Origin of the sequence: Paraburkholderia tropica (assembly GCF_014171495.1) — a bacterium.
Lineage (GTDB): Bacteria > Pseudomonadota > Gammaproteobacteria > Burkholderiales > Burkholderiaceae > Paraburkholderia > Paraburkholderia tropica.
Genome location: NZ_CP049136.1, coordinates 1,496,781 through 1,513,364, shown reverse-complemented (window position 1 = coordinate 1,513,364; position 16,584 = coordinate 1,496,781). Strand labels below are relative to the sequence as shown.

The 16,584-nt window shown below is 59.1% G+C and carries 14 protein-coding genes and 1 pseudogene; 8 read left to right on the top strand and 7 right to left on the bottom strand.

The window, feature by feature from the left end:
• Positions 1-217: 217 nt before the first annotated feature.
• From G5S35_RS30315 to G5S35_RS30295, 5 genes and pseudogenes are all read left to right on the top strand, one after another.
• The gene (locus G5S35_RS30315) at positions 218-1,732 is read left to right on the top strand and encodes a UbiD family decarboxylase (protein ID WP_176080038.1); all 1,515 of its coding nucleotides are present in this window, start codon (positions 218-220) and stop codon (positions 1,730-1,732) included.
• 145 nt (positions 1,733-1,877) lie between these two features.
• Positions 1,878-2,315 carry a PNPOx family protein gene (locus tag G5S35_RS30310; RefSeq protein ID WP_110327402.1) on the top strand — a complete coding sequence of 146 codons (438 nt, stop codon included), beginning with the start codon at positions 1,878-1,880 and terminating at the stop codon, positions 2,313-2,315.
• A gap of 447 nt (positions 2,316-2,762) precedes the next feature.
• A pseudogene (locus G5S35_RS30305) lies at positions 2,763-4,457 on the top strand (ribonucleoside triphosphate reductase); the annotation flags it as partial.
• A gap of 71 nt (positions 4,458-4,528) precedes the next feature.
• Positions 4,529-4,711 (top strand): anaerobic ribonucleoside-triphosphate reductase, encoded by a 183-nt coding sequence (nrdD, locus tag G5S35_RS30300; RefSeq protein WP_065058448.1) that lies wholly within the window; start codon positions 4,529-4,531, stop codon positions 4,709-4,711.
• Positions 4,708-5,433 carry an anaerobic ribonucleoside-triphosphate reductase activating protein gene (locus G5S35_RS30295; RefSeq protein ID WP_065058446.1) on the top strand — a complete coding sequence of 242 codons (726 nt, stop codon included), beginning with the start codon at positions 4,708-4,710 and terminating at the stop codon, positions 5,431-5,433. The genes nrdD and G5S35_RS30295 overlap by 4 nt, the downstream gene beginning before the upstream one ends.
• 89 nt (positions 5,434-5,522) lie before the next feature.
• Here the strand turns inward: G5S35_RS30295 and G5S35_RS30290 are convergent, their stop codons facing one another.
• Positions 5,523-6,239 (bottom strand): DUF554 domain-containing protein, encoded by a 717-nt coding sequence (locus tag G5S35_RS30290; protein ID WP_074983622.1) that lies wholly within the window; start codon positions 6,237-6,239, stop codon positions 5,523-5,525.
• 48 nt (positions 6,240-6,287) lie between these two features.
• The gene (locus G5S35_RS30285) at positions 6,288-6,860 is read right to left on the bottom strand and encodes a UbiX family flavin prenyltransferase (protein WP_074983620.1); all 573 of its coding nucleotides are present in this window, start codon (positions 6,858-6,860) and stop codon (positions 6,288-6,290) included.
• Positions 6,861-7,298: 438 nt separating this feature from the next.
• Here G5S35_RS30285 and G5S35_RS30280 point away from each other — a divergent pair, with 438 nt between their 5' ends.
• Positions 7,299-8,204: a LysR family transcriptional regulator gene (locus tag G5S35_RS30280; RefSeq protein WP_065058443.1), complete on the top strand. Its 906-nt coding sequence runs from the start codon at positions 7,299-7,301 to the stop codon at positions 8,202-8,204.
• Between the two features lie 81 nt (positions 8,205-8,285).
• Here G5S35_RS30280 and G5S35_RS30275 read toward each other — a convergent pair whose 3' ends face one another.
• Entirely contained in the window at positions 8,286-9,038 is a 753-nt protein-coding gene (locus G5S35_RS30275) for a hypothetical protein (protein WP_237181607.1), read from the bottom strand.
• 70 nt (positions 9,039-9,108) lie between these two features.
• A complete protein-coding gene (locus tag G5S35_RS30270) occupies positions 9,109-11,268 on the bottom strand; it encodes a TonB-dependent siderophore receptor (RefSeq protein WP_237181605.1) in 2,160 nt (719 codons plus the stop codon).
• 599 nt (positions 11,269-11,867) lie between these two features.
• Here G5S35_RS30270 and G5S35_RS30265 point away from each other — a divergent pair.
• Together G5S35_RS30265 and G5S35_RS30260 are read left to right on the top strand one after the other, a co-directional pair.
• Entirely contained in the window at positions 11,868-12,551 is a 684-nt protein-coding gene (locus tag G5S35_RS30265) for a response regulator transcription factor (protein ID WP_065058441.1), read from the top strand.
• Entirely contained in the window at positions 12,529-13,902 is a 1,374-nt protein-coding gene (locus G5S35_RS30260) for a sensor histidine kinase (protein WP_176080032.1), read from the top strand. The genes G5S35_RS30265 and G5S35_RS30260 overlap by 23 nt, the downstream gene beginning before the upstream one ends.
• 58 nt (positions 13,903-13,960) lie before the next feature.
• Here G5S35_RS30260 and G5S35_RS30255 read toward each other — a convergent pair whose 3' ends face one another.
• The 3 genes from G5S35_RS30255 to G5S35_RS30245 all read right to left on the bottom strand — a co-directional run bounded on the left by G5S35_RS30255 (position 13,961) and on the right by G5S35_RS30245 (position 16,537).
• Positions 13,961-14,596, bottom strand: a complete 636-nt coding sequence (locus tag G5S35_RS30255; RefSeq protein WP_065058438.1) for a flavin reductase family protein — start codon at positions 14,594-14,596, stop codon at positions 13,961-13,963.
• A gap of 57 nt (positions 14,597-14,653) precedes the next feature.
• A complete protein-coding gene (locus tag G5S35_RS30250) occupies positions 14,654-15,358 on the bottom strand; it encodes a GntR family transcriptional regulator (RefSeq protein WP_065058596.1) in 705 nt (234 codons plus the stop codon).
• Between the two features lie 174 nt (positions 15,359-15,532).
• On the bottom strand, positions 15,533-16,537 hold the full coding sequence (locus G5S35_RS30245) for a polysaccharide deacetylase family protein (protein WP_065058437.1): 1,005 nt from the start codon (positions 16,535-16,537) through the stop codon (positions 15,533-15,535).
• Positions 16,538-16,584: the final 47 nt, after the last annotated feature.

Genomic DNA, 16,584 nt, shown 5'->3' with positions numbered 1-16,584 from the left:
CAACTCACGTGAAATTCATCGAGACAAAAATTGGTCTCCACATGAAATTCGAGTGGATTCTGGTTCCTAAATCCATTTTTTTCATTGACCTTAATCATTTCGATAAGCCATATTGTTTCGCTTTAGAAGGCATAACAAAACGGTAATTCCCGCTTCATTCTCCGGTGTTTATATTTTTTCCCAGACGCGTTCAGCGTCGAATCCAAGGAGAATTGAATTGGCACACAACGATCACAGCGGTGACACAGAACCGCGCGTGCATGACCTGCGCTCGGCCCTCCAGGTCCTCGGCGACCTCCCGGGCGAACTGGTCCAGACCAGCGTCGAAGTCGATCCGCACGCAGAACTCTCGGGCGTCTATCGTTATGTCGGCGCCGGCGGTACCTGTTCACGCCCCACTCGACGCGGCGGTCCCGCCATGATCTTCAATAAGGTCAAAGGCTTCCCCGACTTCCGTGTCGCTATCGGCCTGCTGGGCTCGCGCAAGCGCGTCGGCAAACTGCTGAACTGCGAGCCGAAAAAACTCGGCTTCCTGCTCAAGGACGCCGTGCTCAATCCGATCCCGCCGGTCACCGTCGGCAAGGAAAAGGCGCAGTGCCAGGAGGTCGTGCACCTCGCCACGGAGCCGGGTTTCGATCTGCGCACGCTGCTGCCCGCGCCAACCAATACCGAGGAAGACGCAGGACCGTACGTCACGATGGGTCTCTGCTACGCGGCCGATCCGGAAACGGGCGAGCACGACGTGACGATTCACCGCCTCTGCGTGCAGAGCAAGGACGAGCTCTCGATGTGGCTCACGCCGGGCCGCCATATCGACGCGTTCCGCCAGAAAGCCGAAGCCGCCGGCAAGCCGCTGCCGATTTCGGTCAGCATCGGTGTCGATCCTGCTATTTACGTGGCAGCGTGTTTCGAACCGCCGACGACGCCGCTCGGTTTCGACGAACTGAACGTGGCCGGCGCGTTGCGTAATAAAGCCGTCGAACTGTCGAACTGTCTGACCGTCAACGCGCGCGCCATCGCCCACGCCGAAATCGTGATCGAAGGCGAATTGCTGCCGATCGTGCGCGTACGCGAAGACCAGAACACCGACACCGGCAAGGCCATGCCGGAATTCCCCGGTTATACCGGCGAAGCGAAGGACGCGATTCCCGTTATCAAGGTGAAGGCCATTACGCATCGTCGTAATCCGATCCTGCAAACGACCGTCGGCCCCGGCGAAGAGCACGTGAACATGGCCGGCATTCCGACCGAGGCCAGCATTCTGCAGATGGTCGAACGCGCCATGCCGGGCAAACTGCTCAACGTCTACGCGCACAACTCGGGCGGCGGCAAACTGCTCGCCGTGATGCAATTCAAGAAGTCGGCGCCCGTGGACGAAGGTCGTCAACGTCAAGCTGCCCTGCTCGCGTTCTCGTCGTTCCCGGAACTCAAGCACGTGATTCTCGTTGACGAAGACGTGGATATCTTCGACACCGACGACGTGTTGTGGGCCATGCAAACGCGTTATCAGGGCGACGTGAGCCACGTGGCCATTCCGGGCGTGCGCTGCCATCCGCTCGATCCGTCACAGATTCCGGAATTCAGCCCGAGCATTCTCGAACAGGGCGCATCGTGCAAAACGATTTTCGACTGCACGGTGCCGTTCAAACTCAAGCATCATTTCGAGCGTTCGAAATTCAAGGAAGTCGATGTGCGTCGTTTCCTGCCCGACTTCGTGCCGGACGAAATCTAGACACGCAAGATCAGGCGGTTCGTCTGAATACCGCCTGAAATCGCGCTGAACGGCCTGCCGCCGATGATGAGTTCCAGCATGGAGCGCGTCACCGGCGGCAGAATCGTCAGATGCGATATTCCGCAGATTCAACAGGTTTTTCCCCATGCACGCCTTTCCCGCACGCATCTCCGACTTCATGTCGACGCATCATGTCTTGAGCCTTGCCGTGGTTGACGGCGACACGCCGTGGTCGGCCAGTTGCTTTTACGCATTTGAACCGAACAACGCGAGCGTGCTCGTGATGACCAGCCTGAAAACGCGCCACGGTCACGCGATGCAAAGCCGACCGATGGTTTCGGCAACGGTTTCCGAACAACCCGAGCGCCTTCGCGATATACGCGGCGTACAGTTCTCGGCGTTCGCGACGCGGCTTTCCGGTGCGGAACTCGAAGCCGCGATGGATCGCTATCTCATCCGGCACCCGGTTGCGCGCCTGCGTCCCACCGATTTGTGGCGGCTGTCGATCGAACACATCAAACTCACCGATAATAGTCTGGTTTTCGCCCGCAAAACTGTCTGGCAACGCGACGAATCACATTGATCGCTCCGCTCTGCTGCGCGGTTTCTACAGTGGATTTCCGCGCTTCATATTTGCCTGCTGCCATTACGGCGATCGCTCCTGAATCGCTATTCTCATTCTGTTTCCATTGAGTCGATTTACCGCAGCTTATTGCGGTAGAAACCGCTCTGTCTTTTTCTCGAACTGTGCGTGATTCACTTGCTTCGAATCGCTCGCACGTTCGAAACACGCCGGACTCGTCTCCTTTCACGCATTCGCGCGGTCACGAATCGCATGTGTACCGCGGCATCGCGGTGCATCGGTTTTTGACACTTATCAATGTGCCAAGGCATCGTCCAGCATCGCCATAAAACACCATATAAAGTTCACCAATCAACAACGACCACTACATATGGTGCCAATCAAATGCAAAACGCGTTGACTCACAACCCCGCGCAAGCTCCGCAAGACGACAAGTCGGGGCTCACCGTCGATGTCGCCTCGACCATCGTCGAGTATCTCAATCGCTCGGATTGGCGCGTCAATGCAAACGCCAATCAAGGCTGGAGCCTGGGTGGGCTGATCCTGAATACGAGCGGCAAGGTCATTGCGAATTACTGGCTCAACAATGTGTATTCCGCCGATATCGGCGCGGCGCATCGCGACGGCTCACTCCATATTCATGACCTTGATATGTTGTCGGGCTATTGCGCCGGTTGGTCGCTACGCAGCTTGCTGCAAGAGGGCTTTAATGGCGTCCCGGGAAAAGTGGAGGCGAATCCGCCACGTCACTTGTCCGCCGCTGTTGGACAGATCGTGAATTTCCTCGGCACGCTGCAAAACGAATGGGCCGGCGCACAGGCATTTTCTTCGTTCGATACGTATATGGCGCCTTACGTGCGTGTCGACAAACTCGGCTATGCCGAGGTGAAACAGTGCATCCAGGAACTGGTTTACAACCTGAATGTGCCGAGTCGATGGGGCACGCAAACACCCTTTACGAACCTGACCTTCGACTGGACCTGCCCCGACGACCTGAAGCATCAGGTGCCTTATGTCGGCGGCGAGGAAATGCCCTTCACCTATGGCGATCTGGGCGCGGAAATGGATATGATCAACCGCGCCTATATCGAGGTGATGTCGGCCGGCGACGCGCGCGGCCGCAGCTTTACTTTCCCGATTCCGACCTACAACATCACGCGCGATTTCGACTGGACGCATCCGAACACGGAGCGTCTGTTTGAAATGACCGCGCGCTACGGCCAGCCGTATTTCCAGAACTTTCTGAACAGTGAACTCGAGCCGCATATGGTGCGTTCGATGTGCTGCCGTCTCCAGCTCGACTTGCGCGAATTGCTCAAGCGCGGCAACGGCCTGTTCGGCTCGGCGGAACAAACCGGCAGCGTGGGCGTGGTGACGCTCAATTGCGCACGAATCGGCTATGAGTGCCGTGGCGACGAAGACCGCGTCTACGCGCGCGTGAACGCTTTGCTCGATCTCTCCAGGGAGAGCCTCGAAGTGAAACGCGCCTTGATTCAGGATCTGATGGACAAAGGTTTGTATCCGTATACCAAACGGTATCTGGGGACTTTACGCAATCACTTCAGCACCATTGGCGTGAATGGCGTGAACGAAATGATCCGCAATTTCTACGGCGATACGGAGGATATTACAACCTCGCGCGGACACGATTTCGCGATCCGCCTGATGGATCATGTGCGTACGCGACTCGCGGAATTCCAGCAGGAAACCGGCCATCTCTTCAATCTCGAAGCCACGCCCGCCGAAGGCGCAACGTACCGGTTCGCCAAGGAAGACCGCCGCCGTTTCGCCGACATTCTCCAGGCTGGGACGCTGGATCAGCCCTATTACACCAACTCGACGCAACTGCCCGCCTCCTGGACCGACGATCCGTTTGAAGCGCTCGAACAACAGGAACCGTTGCAGGCGAAATACACGGGCGGCACGGTGTTGCACCTGTATATGAACGAGGCGGTGTCGTCGGCGAAGGCTTGCCGAGAATTGGTGAAACGCGCGCTTGCCGGTTTCCGCGTGCCGTATATCACCGTGACGCCCACGTTCTCGGTGTGCCCGAAGCATGGCTATCTCAGCGGCCGCCACGAATTCTGTCCGAAATGCGATGAAGCCTTGCTGCACGAAAAAGCCGAAGCCGAGATCGGCTGAACAATTTCACCGTTCGGCGATTCAATATCGCCCTTCCATTTTCCGCTTTCTCAACGCCTCAAGGAGGCATTATGTTCCAGCAACAACTCCCAACGCTTCACGCAACATCGACGCAGCCGGTCCTGAAAGAAGAAGAACGCACGCGCTGCGAGATCTGGACGCGCGTCATGGGTTATCACCGACCGGTTTCCGCCTTCAACATCGGCAAACAAGGTGAATTCGCCGAACGCTGCTTCTTCCGCGAACGCCCATGAGCCATCACGACGAGCCGACACCTTCGCCGAAGCTCGGCGGCGTCGTGCGCTTCTCCAGCTGCGATTACCCGGGCAAACTCGCGTGCGTCGTGTTTGTCTCGGGTTGCCCGTGGCGCTGCCACTATTGCCACAATCCGCACCTGCAAACCCGCAATAGCGCGCCCGATCGGCCCTCATGGCCGTCGATCGCGGCGTGGCTCGAACGCCGCAAAGGGATGCTCGACGCAGTGGTCTTTTGCGGCGGCGAACCGCTGGTCGAACGCTTTCTTCCGTCGATGATGGCGGAAGTGAAAGCGCTCGGCTTTCGCGTTGCGTTGCATACGGGCGGTGGCTATCCGGATCGACTGGCGGCGTGCTTGCCCTTGATCGACTGGATCGGCTTTGACGTGAAAGCGCCGTTCGAGCGCTACGCGGACGTCACGCAGATTGCACGCAGCGGAGACGCGGCACGGCGTTCACTCGATCTCATCGTCGAAAGCGGTATTGAATTCGAATGCCGCACGACGATCCACCCCGCGCTGCTCACCGAGGACGATCTGGTCGCCATTTCGACCGAACTCGTCGCGCGCGGCATCACGAAACTGGTATTGCAGCCTTTCCGGCGTGACGGCGTTCAAACCGGCGGTCCGCTCGATGCGCCGCTGCCTGCCGACTATCCGCCCGCTTCCACGATCGCTCGATTGCAGCAATCGCTCTCGATCGTGGAAGTGCGCGCGCATTGATTCAAACATCGTTTTTTCAATAGAGAAATGAAAAACACCGCACTTGAAGTGCGGTGTTTTTCATTTGACGCGCAAAGCGCATTCGGCGATTAGTGCACGAAGTGCGCCCACAGATGCGAAATCGGCATGACAATCACAAGCGCGGGAATCATGTTCGCGACCGGGAATGCCTTGACGCCGCAGATACGGAAGCCCGTGGCCAGCATGATCAAGCCGCCAACCGCCGAGAAGTCCGCCATCATGTCCGGCGTCGTCATCGGCAGAATCATGGCAGCGAGTGCGGCCAGCAAGAGCTGAATCACGAGTTGCGGAATCGCGATCGATGCCACGGCATAGCCGAGTGCCGTTGCAAAAATCGCAGACGTGAACAGGTCAAGAATCGTCTTGATGTAGAGAATCGACGGGTCGCCGGTCATCCCTTCGTGCATCGCGCCGAAAATCCCGGTTCCGCTCGCGCAGAACAGGACGAGAATGGCCACGAATCGCTCGGTAAATTCGGCTTGTCCCAGTCCTGAATTCGACGGTAAATAGCGGTCGATCACGCCTCGCGTCGAACCGGCCAGTTTGCCGATGAACTTCTCCAGATAGATGATTTCACCGATGGCTGCGCCCAGAATCAATGCGAGCACGACGGCCGGCATGAACTTGACCTTGATGATCAGCGTGATGCCCAGCCCCATCGACGCGAGACCGAACGTCTGCGGCAATGCGAGACGCAGACGTTCGGACAGCCGCGTGCCCAAAAACGCACCCGCGCAACCACCGACAACCACGGCCGACCCGTTGAAATATGGACCAATCAGCATGTTCTTTACCCCAAGTAAATTTCAGTTATCAGCTTTGTTGTTGACCACTCAAGCGTGTGATTCACCCCAGCGAGGCAAATCGGGTACTTCGAGTCCAAATAGATCGAGCGCGCGCCCCACGGTGTGGGTCAGAATCTGATCCACCGTCGTGGGTCGCTGATAGAGCGCCGGCGTAGGCGGAAAAATGATGCCGCCCATTTCCGTGACGCGACGCATGTTGTCGATGTGCGCGAGGTTCAGCGGCGTTTCGCGCGCCAGCAGCACGAGACGGCGGCGCTCTTTCAGCACCACGTCGGCGGCGCGGGTCAGCAGGTTGTCGGATTGCGCTGACGCGATCGACGCGAGCGAGCGCATTGAACAGGGCGCGACCAGCATGCCCACGGTCCGAAACGAGCCGCTGGAGATCGAAGCGCCGAGATTGGTGATCGGGTGGACGACGTCGGCAAGTTCCAGAACTTCCTCGCGGGAATAGTCGGTTTCCAGCTCGCGCGTCAATTCGGCGCCACGCGACATGACCATGTGCACTTCCACATTCATGCCGCGCAGTAACTGCAGCGCCTTGACGCCGTACTGAAACCCCGTAGCCCCACTGATACCGACAATGATTCGCTGGCGCATCATGCCAGTCCTCCATTTAAACCTTTAAACCGAATTGCGGCGCCTGATTGTTTCATCACACTCATTCGTCGCTACCTTTACGCTCTTCGCTTCTGCACTTCCCCATTCAGAAATGCGACGATTAACCACACCTGATTTTCATTACGCAATATTTATTTCCTTTTGGCTCGACGCTTTATTCACACGGTTCCCATGGCGCCCGCTGCCAGGAGAAAGGCCTGTCTGCACAGGCGTTTCGTCCGGCGTGGCGATCGATTCGATTGCTTCGTGGAACGTTTCGTAAGCCAAATTTTTATCCCGGAGCCAATATAGGCAACAACGGCCGATGCCAAAATTACCGTTTCGATATGGCACATTAAGCAAAAAAATATATGCCCGATGAATTTGATTCGAATCAGAAATTGCTGATCCCAATTTGTTAGAATCGGCCGCGGAGGGAATATGGACCTAAAGCGATTGCGTTATTTCTGTGCCGTTATTGAGCAGGGAAATGTTTCAAAGGCAGCACGATTCTTGAATATCGCTCAGCCCGCGCTCAGCAAGCGGCTCAGCGAGCTGGAAGAGGAAATTGGGGCGCTGCTGTTTTTGCGGGGCATCCGGCACATCGAGGCCACGCCCGCCGGGCTACATCTCTACCGCCGGGCCTGCGAGATTCTTCAGAGCGTGGACAACGCCACGCGCGAAACCATCATCATCTCGAAGACGGAAACGCAGACACTCCGTATCGGCGTATCCCATCTCTACCAGCGCTTCTTTCAATCACTGATTCTGGAAATCCACCACCGTCACCCCGACATTCACATTCGCCTCACGGTCTCCGACTCCAGCTACATCGAAATGCTGTTGCGCAACGGGCTGATCGACGTCGCGCTGATCCAGAAACCGTCGAACCCGAGTGGCTACGACTGCCTCAATTTCCAGCCGATAAGCGCCGTCGCGGTCATGACGCCCACGCTGGCAAAAGATCTTCCCGATCGTGCACTATCGCTGTGCGAAATCGCGAAATTTCCGCTGATGCTGTTGCGTCGCGGTGAAGGTCCGGGGATTTATGAACTGGTGAAAGACCGGCTCGAACGCGCGAGTGGCGAACTGAAGGCGGTCATGTCGGTATCGCAGCCGTCGGTTATTCTCGACTGGATCGAGACCGGGCTCGATTGCGCGAGTATCCTGCCGGCCTCGGAGGTCGATCAGGAAAAATGGAAGCATTGCCGCGTGTTTCCCATCTCGTCCACATTCGCTGCGTTTTATCCGAGCATCGTGAAGATGTCGGCGTCTTCGCATATGGCGGCGGTGATGGATATCGTGAAAGACGGACAATGGAATAGCGCGCTCGCAGAGCGCGGCTAATGAGGCGGGAAACACGCGTGCTCGATTTCACGCACGACCCGCCTCGGACGTTCCCCGCGCGATCGCGGCACGATGACCTGCTTACGGACACTCCGCCGCGGCCGATGAACTGACGGCCCAGTTCACAGCCGCATCGAAAATAGCGTTGCCGTCCGCGCTGAGTTTCTCGAATGACCGGTTGCCAAGAAACAGTGCAACGCGGCGTGCGGGTGCAATGAAATCGTAATCCATCGTTGCGCCCTTCTCGTACGCGAACACCACGGCATGCGTCGGCTCGCCGGCGATCGTCGCAATGATTGTGGCGCCCGGCCCCGGTTTGCCCCAACCCATTTCATCGTCGCGCGGATAAACCCAACGCTTACCCGCCGGCACGCCGCCTGCGAGCGGACTCGGCGCATTCACCACATTCACGTAATGCTCCTTCGCAACCTCGCCGAAGTCCTCGCCTTTCTTCTGACCGGTGAAGCGCAGCGAATCGAACAGATCCGATTCCCACGTCAAAATGGGCACCGCGACATCGCGAAACGGCGTTCCGACCATATCGCGCGCACTCACCACTGACGAAATGATGACGAGGTCTTCGCCCTTCGCAGCCGAAACCGGCGCGTCTTCGTTGACCAGTTTGACGATCATCCCGCGTTGCTCCAGATGCGCGATCACCTTGTCGTCCTCTTCACGATCGCGATGATCCAGTCGAGTAACGTAAAGCACATGCTTGTTGGCCGTGACCGTGTCACCGCTCGCGCCCGTTGCATGGGGCGCAGCGGCGCTAGCCATTCCCGCGGCGCTGAATGCGATCAACGCGGTCAATAGCGAGGCGGCGCGCCGCAGCACACGACGCGATGTGTGCGCAACAGCGCGGTCCGAACTCAATGGAAAATTCACATTCATGGTCGCCGTCCTATCAGAAGTCGAATGTCGAGGTCAGAGAAATCGTCCGCTCGAGCCCGATGCCCAATTGGCTCGATCCCGCCGACGCCCAGTAGTGTTTGTTGAACGCATTCTCGACGTTCAACTGGAATGTAGCGTGCCGCCCAAACAGACTCGTCTCGTAGCGAGCGCCCGCAGAGAACAGCGTGTAGCCCGGGATATACGCCTGATTCGCGTCGTTGATCGGACGCTGACCGACGAAATAGGCGCCGCCGTTGATCGAGAATCCATAGAGATGCGGTACGCGATAATTCAGAAATACGCTGCCGGTATAACGCGGCGTATTTTCCGGTCGCTTGCCGAGCGTCGTGGAATCGGTGCTGTCGACGAGCGTCGCATCGAGCCACATGCCCGTCGTGACGATCGAAAGATCCCGCGTGATATCGCCCTGATACGAGAACTCGATGCCGCGATAGCGGCCCACGCCATTCAGCGCGTAGACACCGTCGGCATCCGTGCTCGCGGACGGCTGACGAATCTGGAACGCGGCGATCGACGCGAGCGCGCCATTGTTGAATCGATGCCTCACGCCCACTTCCACCTGTTTGCTCACCGCCGCCGGCAGGACCTGATACGCGTTTGTCGCCGTCGCCGGGGCGCTACCGGCCGACTCCAACCCTTCGATATAGCTCGCGTAAACGCTCGTTTTCGGCGTGATCTTGTACACGATGCTCGCTGAAGGCGACGTGTGATTCACATCCTGCGTGACGGTATACGCCTGCGTAGCGTGATACGACGAATAACGCACGCCCGCCGTAAAATCGAGGTTCTTCGTCAGGCCAATGCGATCGAAAAGATACACACCCTGATTGCTGATGTGCTGTGCGTAAAAGGCCTTCGACGAGCCCGCCGTCAAACTGGTGATACTGATCGGCTCATGCAGGTTCTGCGTCGCGGTGTAATAGTACGTCGTGAAATTCGGCTGGAATAACCAGTTTTCGTTGACGCCGAACGTGACGTCGTGCGTGAAGGGCCCGGTGTTGAAGAGGCCGTTGATTTCCGCGCGCACGTTCTTGTTTTCATAGAACTGACCATTCTGCTTGCTGCCCTGCAATTGGCCTGTGCCCGTATCGACGTTGTACTTCTGGAAAATCCACAGCCAGCGATTGCGTTGCGTGATCGACTGACCAATCGAAACGTTCGCGCTCCAGTTGTCGTTGATGAGATAGTCGGCGCGCAGGATCTGTGCGATCGCAGTCGATGTCGTGGGCTTGTCATTCGGCACCAGCAATTTCGACGCGTCGGGTAGCGAGGGCAGCGTGATAACGCCATTGACGGCGGTAAGCGGTGTAATCCCGGCCTGCTCGACCACACGCTGGTCGATGTGCTCGAGGTCGTACTTGAACGTCAAGCGGTTCGTCGGCTTCCAGTCGAGCGCAACGCTTTCGAACATGCGATAGCCGCGGTCGCCGCTGATCGGCGTCTCGACGTGCTCTGCCATGGCGTTGACGCGAATGCCAAACTGTTTATCCGCACCAAAGCGTCGCGCAATATCGACATGCGCGCCCACCGAGCCGTGCGAATCGACCAGCATCGACGCCGACGTCACCGGCGTATCGCCCGCGCGTTTCATCACCATATTGACGATGCCGGCCGGCACCGCGAAGCCGTAATACAACGCCGAAGCGCCCTTCAGCACTTCGACGCGCTCCTTGTCCTCCATCGGCATCCAGATGTTGTTGTCGATCGGCAGCACGCCGTCGAGGTAATAGCTCTGACGATTGTCGAGCGCAATACCGCGAATCGAAAGCTGGTCATACGAAATGCCGCTCAACTGTTGGCGCGTGACGCCCGCGACATTGCGCAGCGCGTCGTAGAGCCCCGTTGCAGCTTGTGCTTTCAACACATCGCTCGTCACGACGCTCACGGTAGCCGGCACGTCGAGCGCATCGAGTCCGCGATATTGGCCCGTCTGCACGGTCTTCGGCGCGTAAGGGCTCGCCGCCGGCTCTTTCGCCGTCTTGACCATGATGGGCGCAAGCGTCGCGCCCTTTTCCGGCTCGCTCGCAGCAGCGGACGCCGATGCAGGCGCACTGGAAGCCGCGACCGGCTCAGCCGCACATGCGCGGGAATCGGCGAGACCGCCATAAGCGACCACGGTCAGCGCGACCGCAATGGAGCGGCGTCGTTTCAAGGCGGAGCGTTGCCGGACCGAGGCGGCGCGACGAATTTGGCGGGAAGATCGATTCATGGCGGAGAGAGGAGAAAGTAATGCGCAAAGCTGCGCCATCGAATGCGGCGGCATTCGAACGGGGCGACACATCGAAGTTAATTTGATCCGGCAAAGACTGAAGCGATGTCCACTCATGTATGCACGAAAAGTGGCTATCGGCCCAGCGGTAGATGTTTATCCGGACGCACACATGACGTAGAGCACAGCGCGAGGCGCGGCATGCAGATCGGCCAACGCTTGAGGATATTGCTCGATCCTCGCCGTGTAGGCACCGCCATTTATAGTAGGAATACTAATCATCCTGTCTGTCGACATAGCGACACATGCGCAACGACAGCGCCCGGCAGTGCGTCCGGCGCGTTGGTCGCGAGCCCTGGCTCGGGCTGTCATGGAGGCCTGCTCGCTGCTAAAATGAGAATGGTTCGTATTTATACTTTAAAAATTCAGATTTGGCAATTCCTTCGCAAAATCAATGAGATGAACCGCGTTTAATGAACTTTATTTAATGTTTGAGGGGGCTTTTCGGGGCCTGTCTGCTGAATTTTTGAAGAGTTATCGCTATGCCAACAGTACTCGTCGTCGAGGACGACGCGAAAACACGCCACGAAATCCAGGTCGCCCTGGAGGATGCCGGATATGCGGTCGAAATCGCGACAACCGGCGCGGATGGACTCGCACAGGCGACTTCGCGCCAGCTGGATGCGATCATTCTCGACCGGATGCTGCCCGGCGGCATGGAGGGGCTCGACGTGCTCGGCGCGCTGCGAGAGGCGGGATCGACCACGCCCGTGTTGATCCTCAGCGCCCTGTCGACGGTCGACGAACGCGTGAAGGGATTGCGCGCAGGCGGCGACGATTATCTCGTGAAGCCTTTTGAATATATCGAACTGACTGCACGGCTCGATTCTCTGGTGCGACGCTCGCAAACCGCCAGCCAGGAGCAGGCGTATCGCGTCGGAGCGCTGAACGTCGATCTGGTGAGCCGTAGCGTCGTGTATGCAGGCAAGGAAGTTGAATTGCTGCCGCGCGAATACCGGATTCTCGAATATATGATTCGTCGCGAAGGCCAGGTGATCAGCCGCACGATGCTGTTCGAAGCGGTCTGGAATTACCGTGTCGGCGAGCGCACCAATGTGATCGACGTGCATATCAGCCGCCTGAGAAGAAAACTCGACCCAACGGGATCGGCGCCCATCATTCATACCGTTCGCGGTTCCGGCTATGTCCTTCGTGCGCCTGATTGATCTTCGACGCACCACGAGCTTTCGGCTTTCGGTGCTGTTCCTCGGCATCTTCGGCGGCATTTCGGTGCCGCTATTTGCCTATCTGTATTTTTCGATTACCGGTTTTGAAACGCAACGCGTCGATGACTGGTTAGGTCGGGAATATGTCGCCATGCAACGCAGTTCGCCGGAACGCTTGTCCGCACTGTTCAACGTGCTGCGTCAAAGCGATCCGGACCAGCAACGGCCGAACGGCCTGTTCGGCAATGACGGGCGCTATATCGCCGGTTCGTTGACGACATTGCCTCGCGATATTCCATATGTGGGAAAACCATTCGCGATTCGCTTGCATGATGGACCGATCAATCAGACCGCCCGGTGTATTGCCGCGAAACTGCCGGGCGATCGCATGGCCCTGCGATGCCAGAATGCGCTGGAACTGGACAGCTTCAACAGCGGGCTTGTCAACGTGCTGCTCATTGGCGCGATGATCGCGCTGGCGATTGGCTTGATCGGCGCGGCGTTGATCGGACTCGGCTCGCTTAGGCGACTCGATGCGGTCACTGCAACGATCAAACAGATCGTTGGCGGCGACCTCTCGCAACGTCTGCCGACGCATCGGCGTCACGACGATCTTGAGAGTCTGGTACGCGTGGTCAACGGCATGCTCGACGAAATCGAGCGCCTGATGAATGAAGTAAAAGGCGTGTGCGACGCGATTGCGCACGACTTGCGCACACCACTGACGTCGATGATCGCCGGACTCGAGCGCGCGCAACGGCGTGGCCGGACGGTCGACGATTATCGTCAGGCGCTGGACAATACGCTCGTCGACGCTACCAGCATGCATCACACTTTCAACGCTCTGCTACGCATTTCGGAAATTGAAAGCGGCGTGCGTCGGCAGTCGTTCGTCGCGGTCGATCTCGGCGCCATTGTGAAAGACGTGTACGAATACTACGAGGCGTCGGCTGAAGAAAAGCAACTGAATTACCGATGCGAAATCGAAGACAGCGGTGAATTCGTGCTTGAAGGCGATCCGAATTTATTGTTCGAAGCGCTCGCCAATCTGATCGAGAATGCGATCAAATTTTCGCCAGTCGGCGGGACGGTTGTTATCGGCCTCGCCCGTCTTGAGGGGCACGTTTATTTGTCCGTTCACGACACCGGGCCGGGCATTCCCGAATCCGAGCATCAAGCCGTCTTGCGCCGCTTTTATCGTGGCGAAGCCAGCCGCCATACGCCCGGAAACGGTCTTGGGCTCAGTCTTGCGAATGCGGTCGCCGTCATGCATGGCATGACTTTGGCGTTCGATCGCGTCGAATCAGGCTGCCGGGTTGTGTTGAGTGAAACGGCCGATATCATCGAATGACATCAGGTTAGATGCAGTCGCCCTGCTCTCAAGTTTCCCGGCAGGCATCGTCGCTGAATTACATTTCGTCCACGGAAGTCGCCGTAGTCGTCGTGCCCTCGTTGACTTCCATCGAAAAGCGGTTGCGCGTATCGACATAAAAGCTCGCGCCGAAACGCCCGACCGGATAGTAATGCTGCAAACGCACGCGGCAGCGCTCGCGGTCGATCAGATCGTCGCGCGCATGCAGCCGCTCCACGCGTCCGATGAAAATATGGCGGCTCGGTGTTTCGAGCGTCTCCCAGAGCGTGCATTCAAACGCCACCGGCGCTTCGGCGATACGCGGCGGGCCGCCACGCGTCGACGGTACTGACGTCAGCCCCGCGTGCGCAAGTTCGCTTTCCGACGCAGGCAGGCTTTCGCCGCAAGCGTGCATTTTTGCAGCGATCGCTTCGTCGGTCAGATGCACCACGAATTCGCGCTCGCGCAGAATATTCGCGGCGGTGTCCTTGAGCGAGTCGTCGTCGCGGCGATTCACGGACAGCATCACGATCGGCGGCTCTTCGCCGACCATGTTGAACATCGAGAACGGCGCAGCGTTGATCACGCCGCCCGGGCTCAGGGTCGTCACGAGTGCGATTGGCCGCGGCACGATGAGCCCCGCCATCAGCTTGTAACGCTCGTAAGCCGTGAGTTCGTTGAAGTCGATTTCCATGGCGTTTTGCGCCCCTTCATGGGCGTTTGTTGGGTTCGCGGCGGCGCGCCGCGTGCATCATTTGCGCGCGCCGGCCACTTTCGTTTCAGCCAGCCCGAGCAGCGAGGCGAGGCTCTTTTCGCCACGCATGCGGGTGGTCTCGATGCGCTGCTCCAGATCGACGAGGTGGGCCTGCATGCGCGCAATCGCGCCTTCGGCGTCGCGCTGCGCAATGCACTCGACGATGGCCGCGTGTTCGTCGTGCTCGCAAGGCGCATAGCCCGGCGGCTCGTACAGCCCGACAATCAACGAGCAGCGCGACACCAGCTCGACCAGATAGCGTTGCAGCACCGCATTGCCCGCAAGCGCCGCCACGCGCAGATGAAAATCGCTCGCCAGACGCGCCCATGAAGGCTGATCGAAGCGGTGCATCGCCGCGTGTTCGTCGTCGAGTTGCTTGCGCAATTGCGCGAGGTCGGCATCGGTCACGCGCGCGACCGCCAGTTCGACCAGCGCGCGTTCGAGTGCGCGGCGCGCTTCGAAAATCGTGCGCGTTTCCTCGGGCGTAGGCTCGGCGATCACCGCGCCCTTGTTCGGCCGCAGCGTGACGATGCCATCATGCGCGAGCTTCTCGAGCACGCGGCGCACGCTCGCGCGGCCCACATCGAACAACTGGCACAGCTCCGGCTCAGGCAGTTTCGTGCCTGGCGTGAGCCGATGCGCGAGCACGCCATCCACGATTGTGCGGTACATTTGCGTTTCGATACCCGCTTCGGTCTGCATGGCGTCATGCGCGCTCGCGAGCGCTTCGTCGCCCGTTTCGTGCACGGCAGGTTTCTTCGCGGCGGCTTTCTTCGCGGCAGGGGATCGGTCAGGTCGGGTCGGTCGGCTGGTGGACATGATGTGCAACGCGTTCGGCGCAAGCAGGGATAGCGGGTGAGGGAATCGTGAGCCAGTTTAGCGGATCGTGGCCGCCAGATCGCTGCCGATTGCGCCTTCACTCGAGGCTTCGGTCGCTGCCTCGATCGCATCCATATGCGCGCTGATCGCGCCCGGCGTCGTCATCCAGATCGTGCCCGCGCGCGCCGCCTGCGCGATGTGCGCAAGCGCGCGTCGGAGGTGGCGCAGGCGATACGGTTGCCCGACCAGATAAGGATGCAGCGCGATCCCCATCACCAGCGGCTGCCCGCGCGTGGGATGCGTGGCCTGCGTAAGCATCTCGTCGAACTGATCGACGATCATGTCCGCGAACGCCGCGCCGTCCAGATGCCGTCCAACGATCATCGGAATGTCGTTCACTTCCTGCGGATACGGAATCGACCACAGCGGCCCATGTCCGGTGCGCATGCGGACGGGACGGTCGTCGTGACACCAGTTGAGCGTATAGCGATACCCCGCCTGCGCGAGCAGATCGGGCGTGTCGAGCGTCTCCGAAATCCACGGTGACAGCCAGCCCGCCGGCGCCTGCCCCGTGAGCGCCGCGAGACGCGCGCGGCAATGCACGATCAGATCGCGCTCGTGCGCGCGTTCGAAGTCGCTCTGCCGGTGCGCGTTGGAATGGCCGTGCGCGATCAGTTCGTCGCCGCGCTTCACGCAGGCTGCGATCAACTCCGGGCAATGATCGAGGAGCGCCGTGTTCATGACGATGCCCGCGGGCAACGCGAGATCGTCGAACAGATCGAGGCAACGCCACGCGCCCACGCGATTGCCGTATTCGCGCCAACTGTAATTGAGCACGTCCGGTTGCGGCGAAAGCGGACCGAGATTCGCGCCCAGCCCTTCGCCGAACGCGAAGTGCTCCAGATTGAAGCCGAGATAGACCGCGAGGCGCGCGCCGTTGGGCCAGCAATACGTATCGCGCGCGACGATCGGCTGATAGTCGAAGCGCCCGTGCGTGCGCAGCGCGCCGAAGCGCGGGTCGTCGCGCCGGGTGGCGTTCGCGTCGATCGGCGCGGCTTCCATGAAGGTTGTGCTCATTGTGTCCTTGCGTAGTGTGCGATTGCAGTCGG

Excerpts from the sequence above, each read along its gene's own strand:
- G5S35_RS30310 (WP_110327402.1), top strand. The coding sequence starts at position 1,878 with ATGCACGCCTTTCCCGCACGCATCTCCGACTTCATGTCGACGCATCAT.
- nrdD (WP_065058448.1), top strand. The coding sequence starts at position 4,529 with ATGTTCCAGCAACAACTCCCAACGCTTCACGCAACATCGACGCAGCCG.
- G5S35_RS30295 (WP_065058446.1), top strand. The coding sequence starts at position 4,708 with ATGAGCCATCACGACGAGCCGACACCTTCGCCGAAGCTCGGCGGCGTC.
- G5S35_RS30290 (WP_074983622.1), bottom strand. The coding sequence starts at position 6,239 with ATGCTGATTGGTCCATATTTCAACGGGTCGGCCGTGGTTGTCGGTGGT.
- G5S35_RS30285 (WP_074983620.1), bottom strand. The coding sequence starts at position 6,860 with ATGATGCGCCAGCGAATCATTGTCGGTATCAGTGGGGCTACGGGGTTT.
- G5S35_RS30280 (WP_065058443.1), top strand. The coding sequence starts at position 7,299 with ATGGACCTAAAGCGATTGCGTTATTTCTGTGCCGTTATTGAGCAGGGA.
- G5S35_RS30265 (WP_065058441.1), top strand. The coding sequence starts at position 11,868 with ATGCCAACAGTACTCGTCGTCGAGGACGACGCGAAAACACGCCACGAA.
- G5S35_RS30260 (WP_176080032.1), top strand. The coding sequence starts at position 12,529 with ATGTCCTTCGTGCGCCTGATTGATCTTCGACGCACCACGAGCTTTCGG.
- G5S35_RS30255 (WP_065058438.1), bottom strand. The coding sequence starts at position 14,596 with ATGGAAATCGACTTCAACGAACTCACGGCTTACGAGCGTTACAAGCTG.
- G5S35_RS30250 (WP_065058596.1), bottom strand. The coding sequence starts at position 15,358 with ATGCAGACCGAAGCGGGTATCGAAACGCAAATGTACCGCACAATCGTG.
- G5S35_RS30245 (WP_065058437.1), bottom strand. The coding sequence starts at position 16,537 with ATGGAAGCCGCGCCGATCGACGCGAACGCCACCCGGCGCGACGACCCG.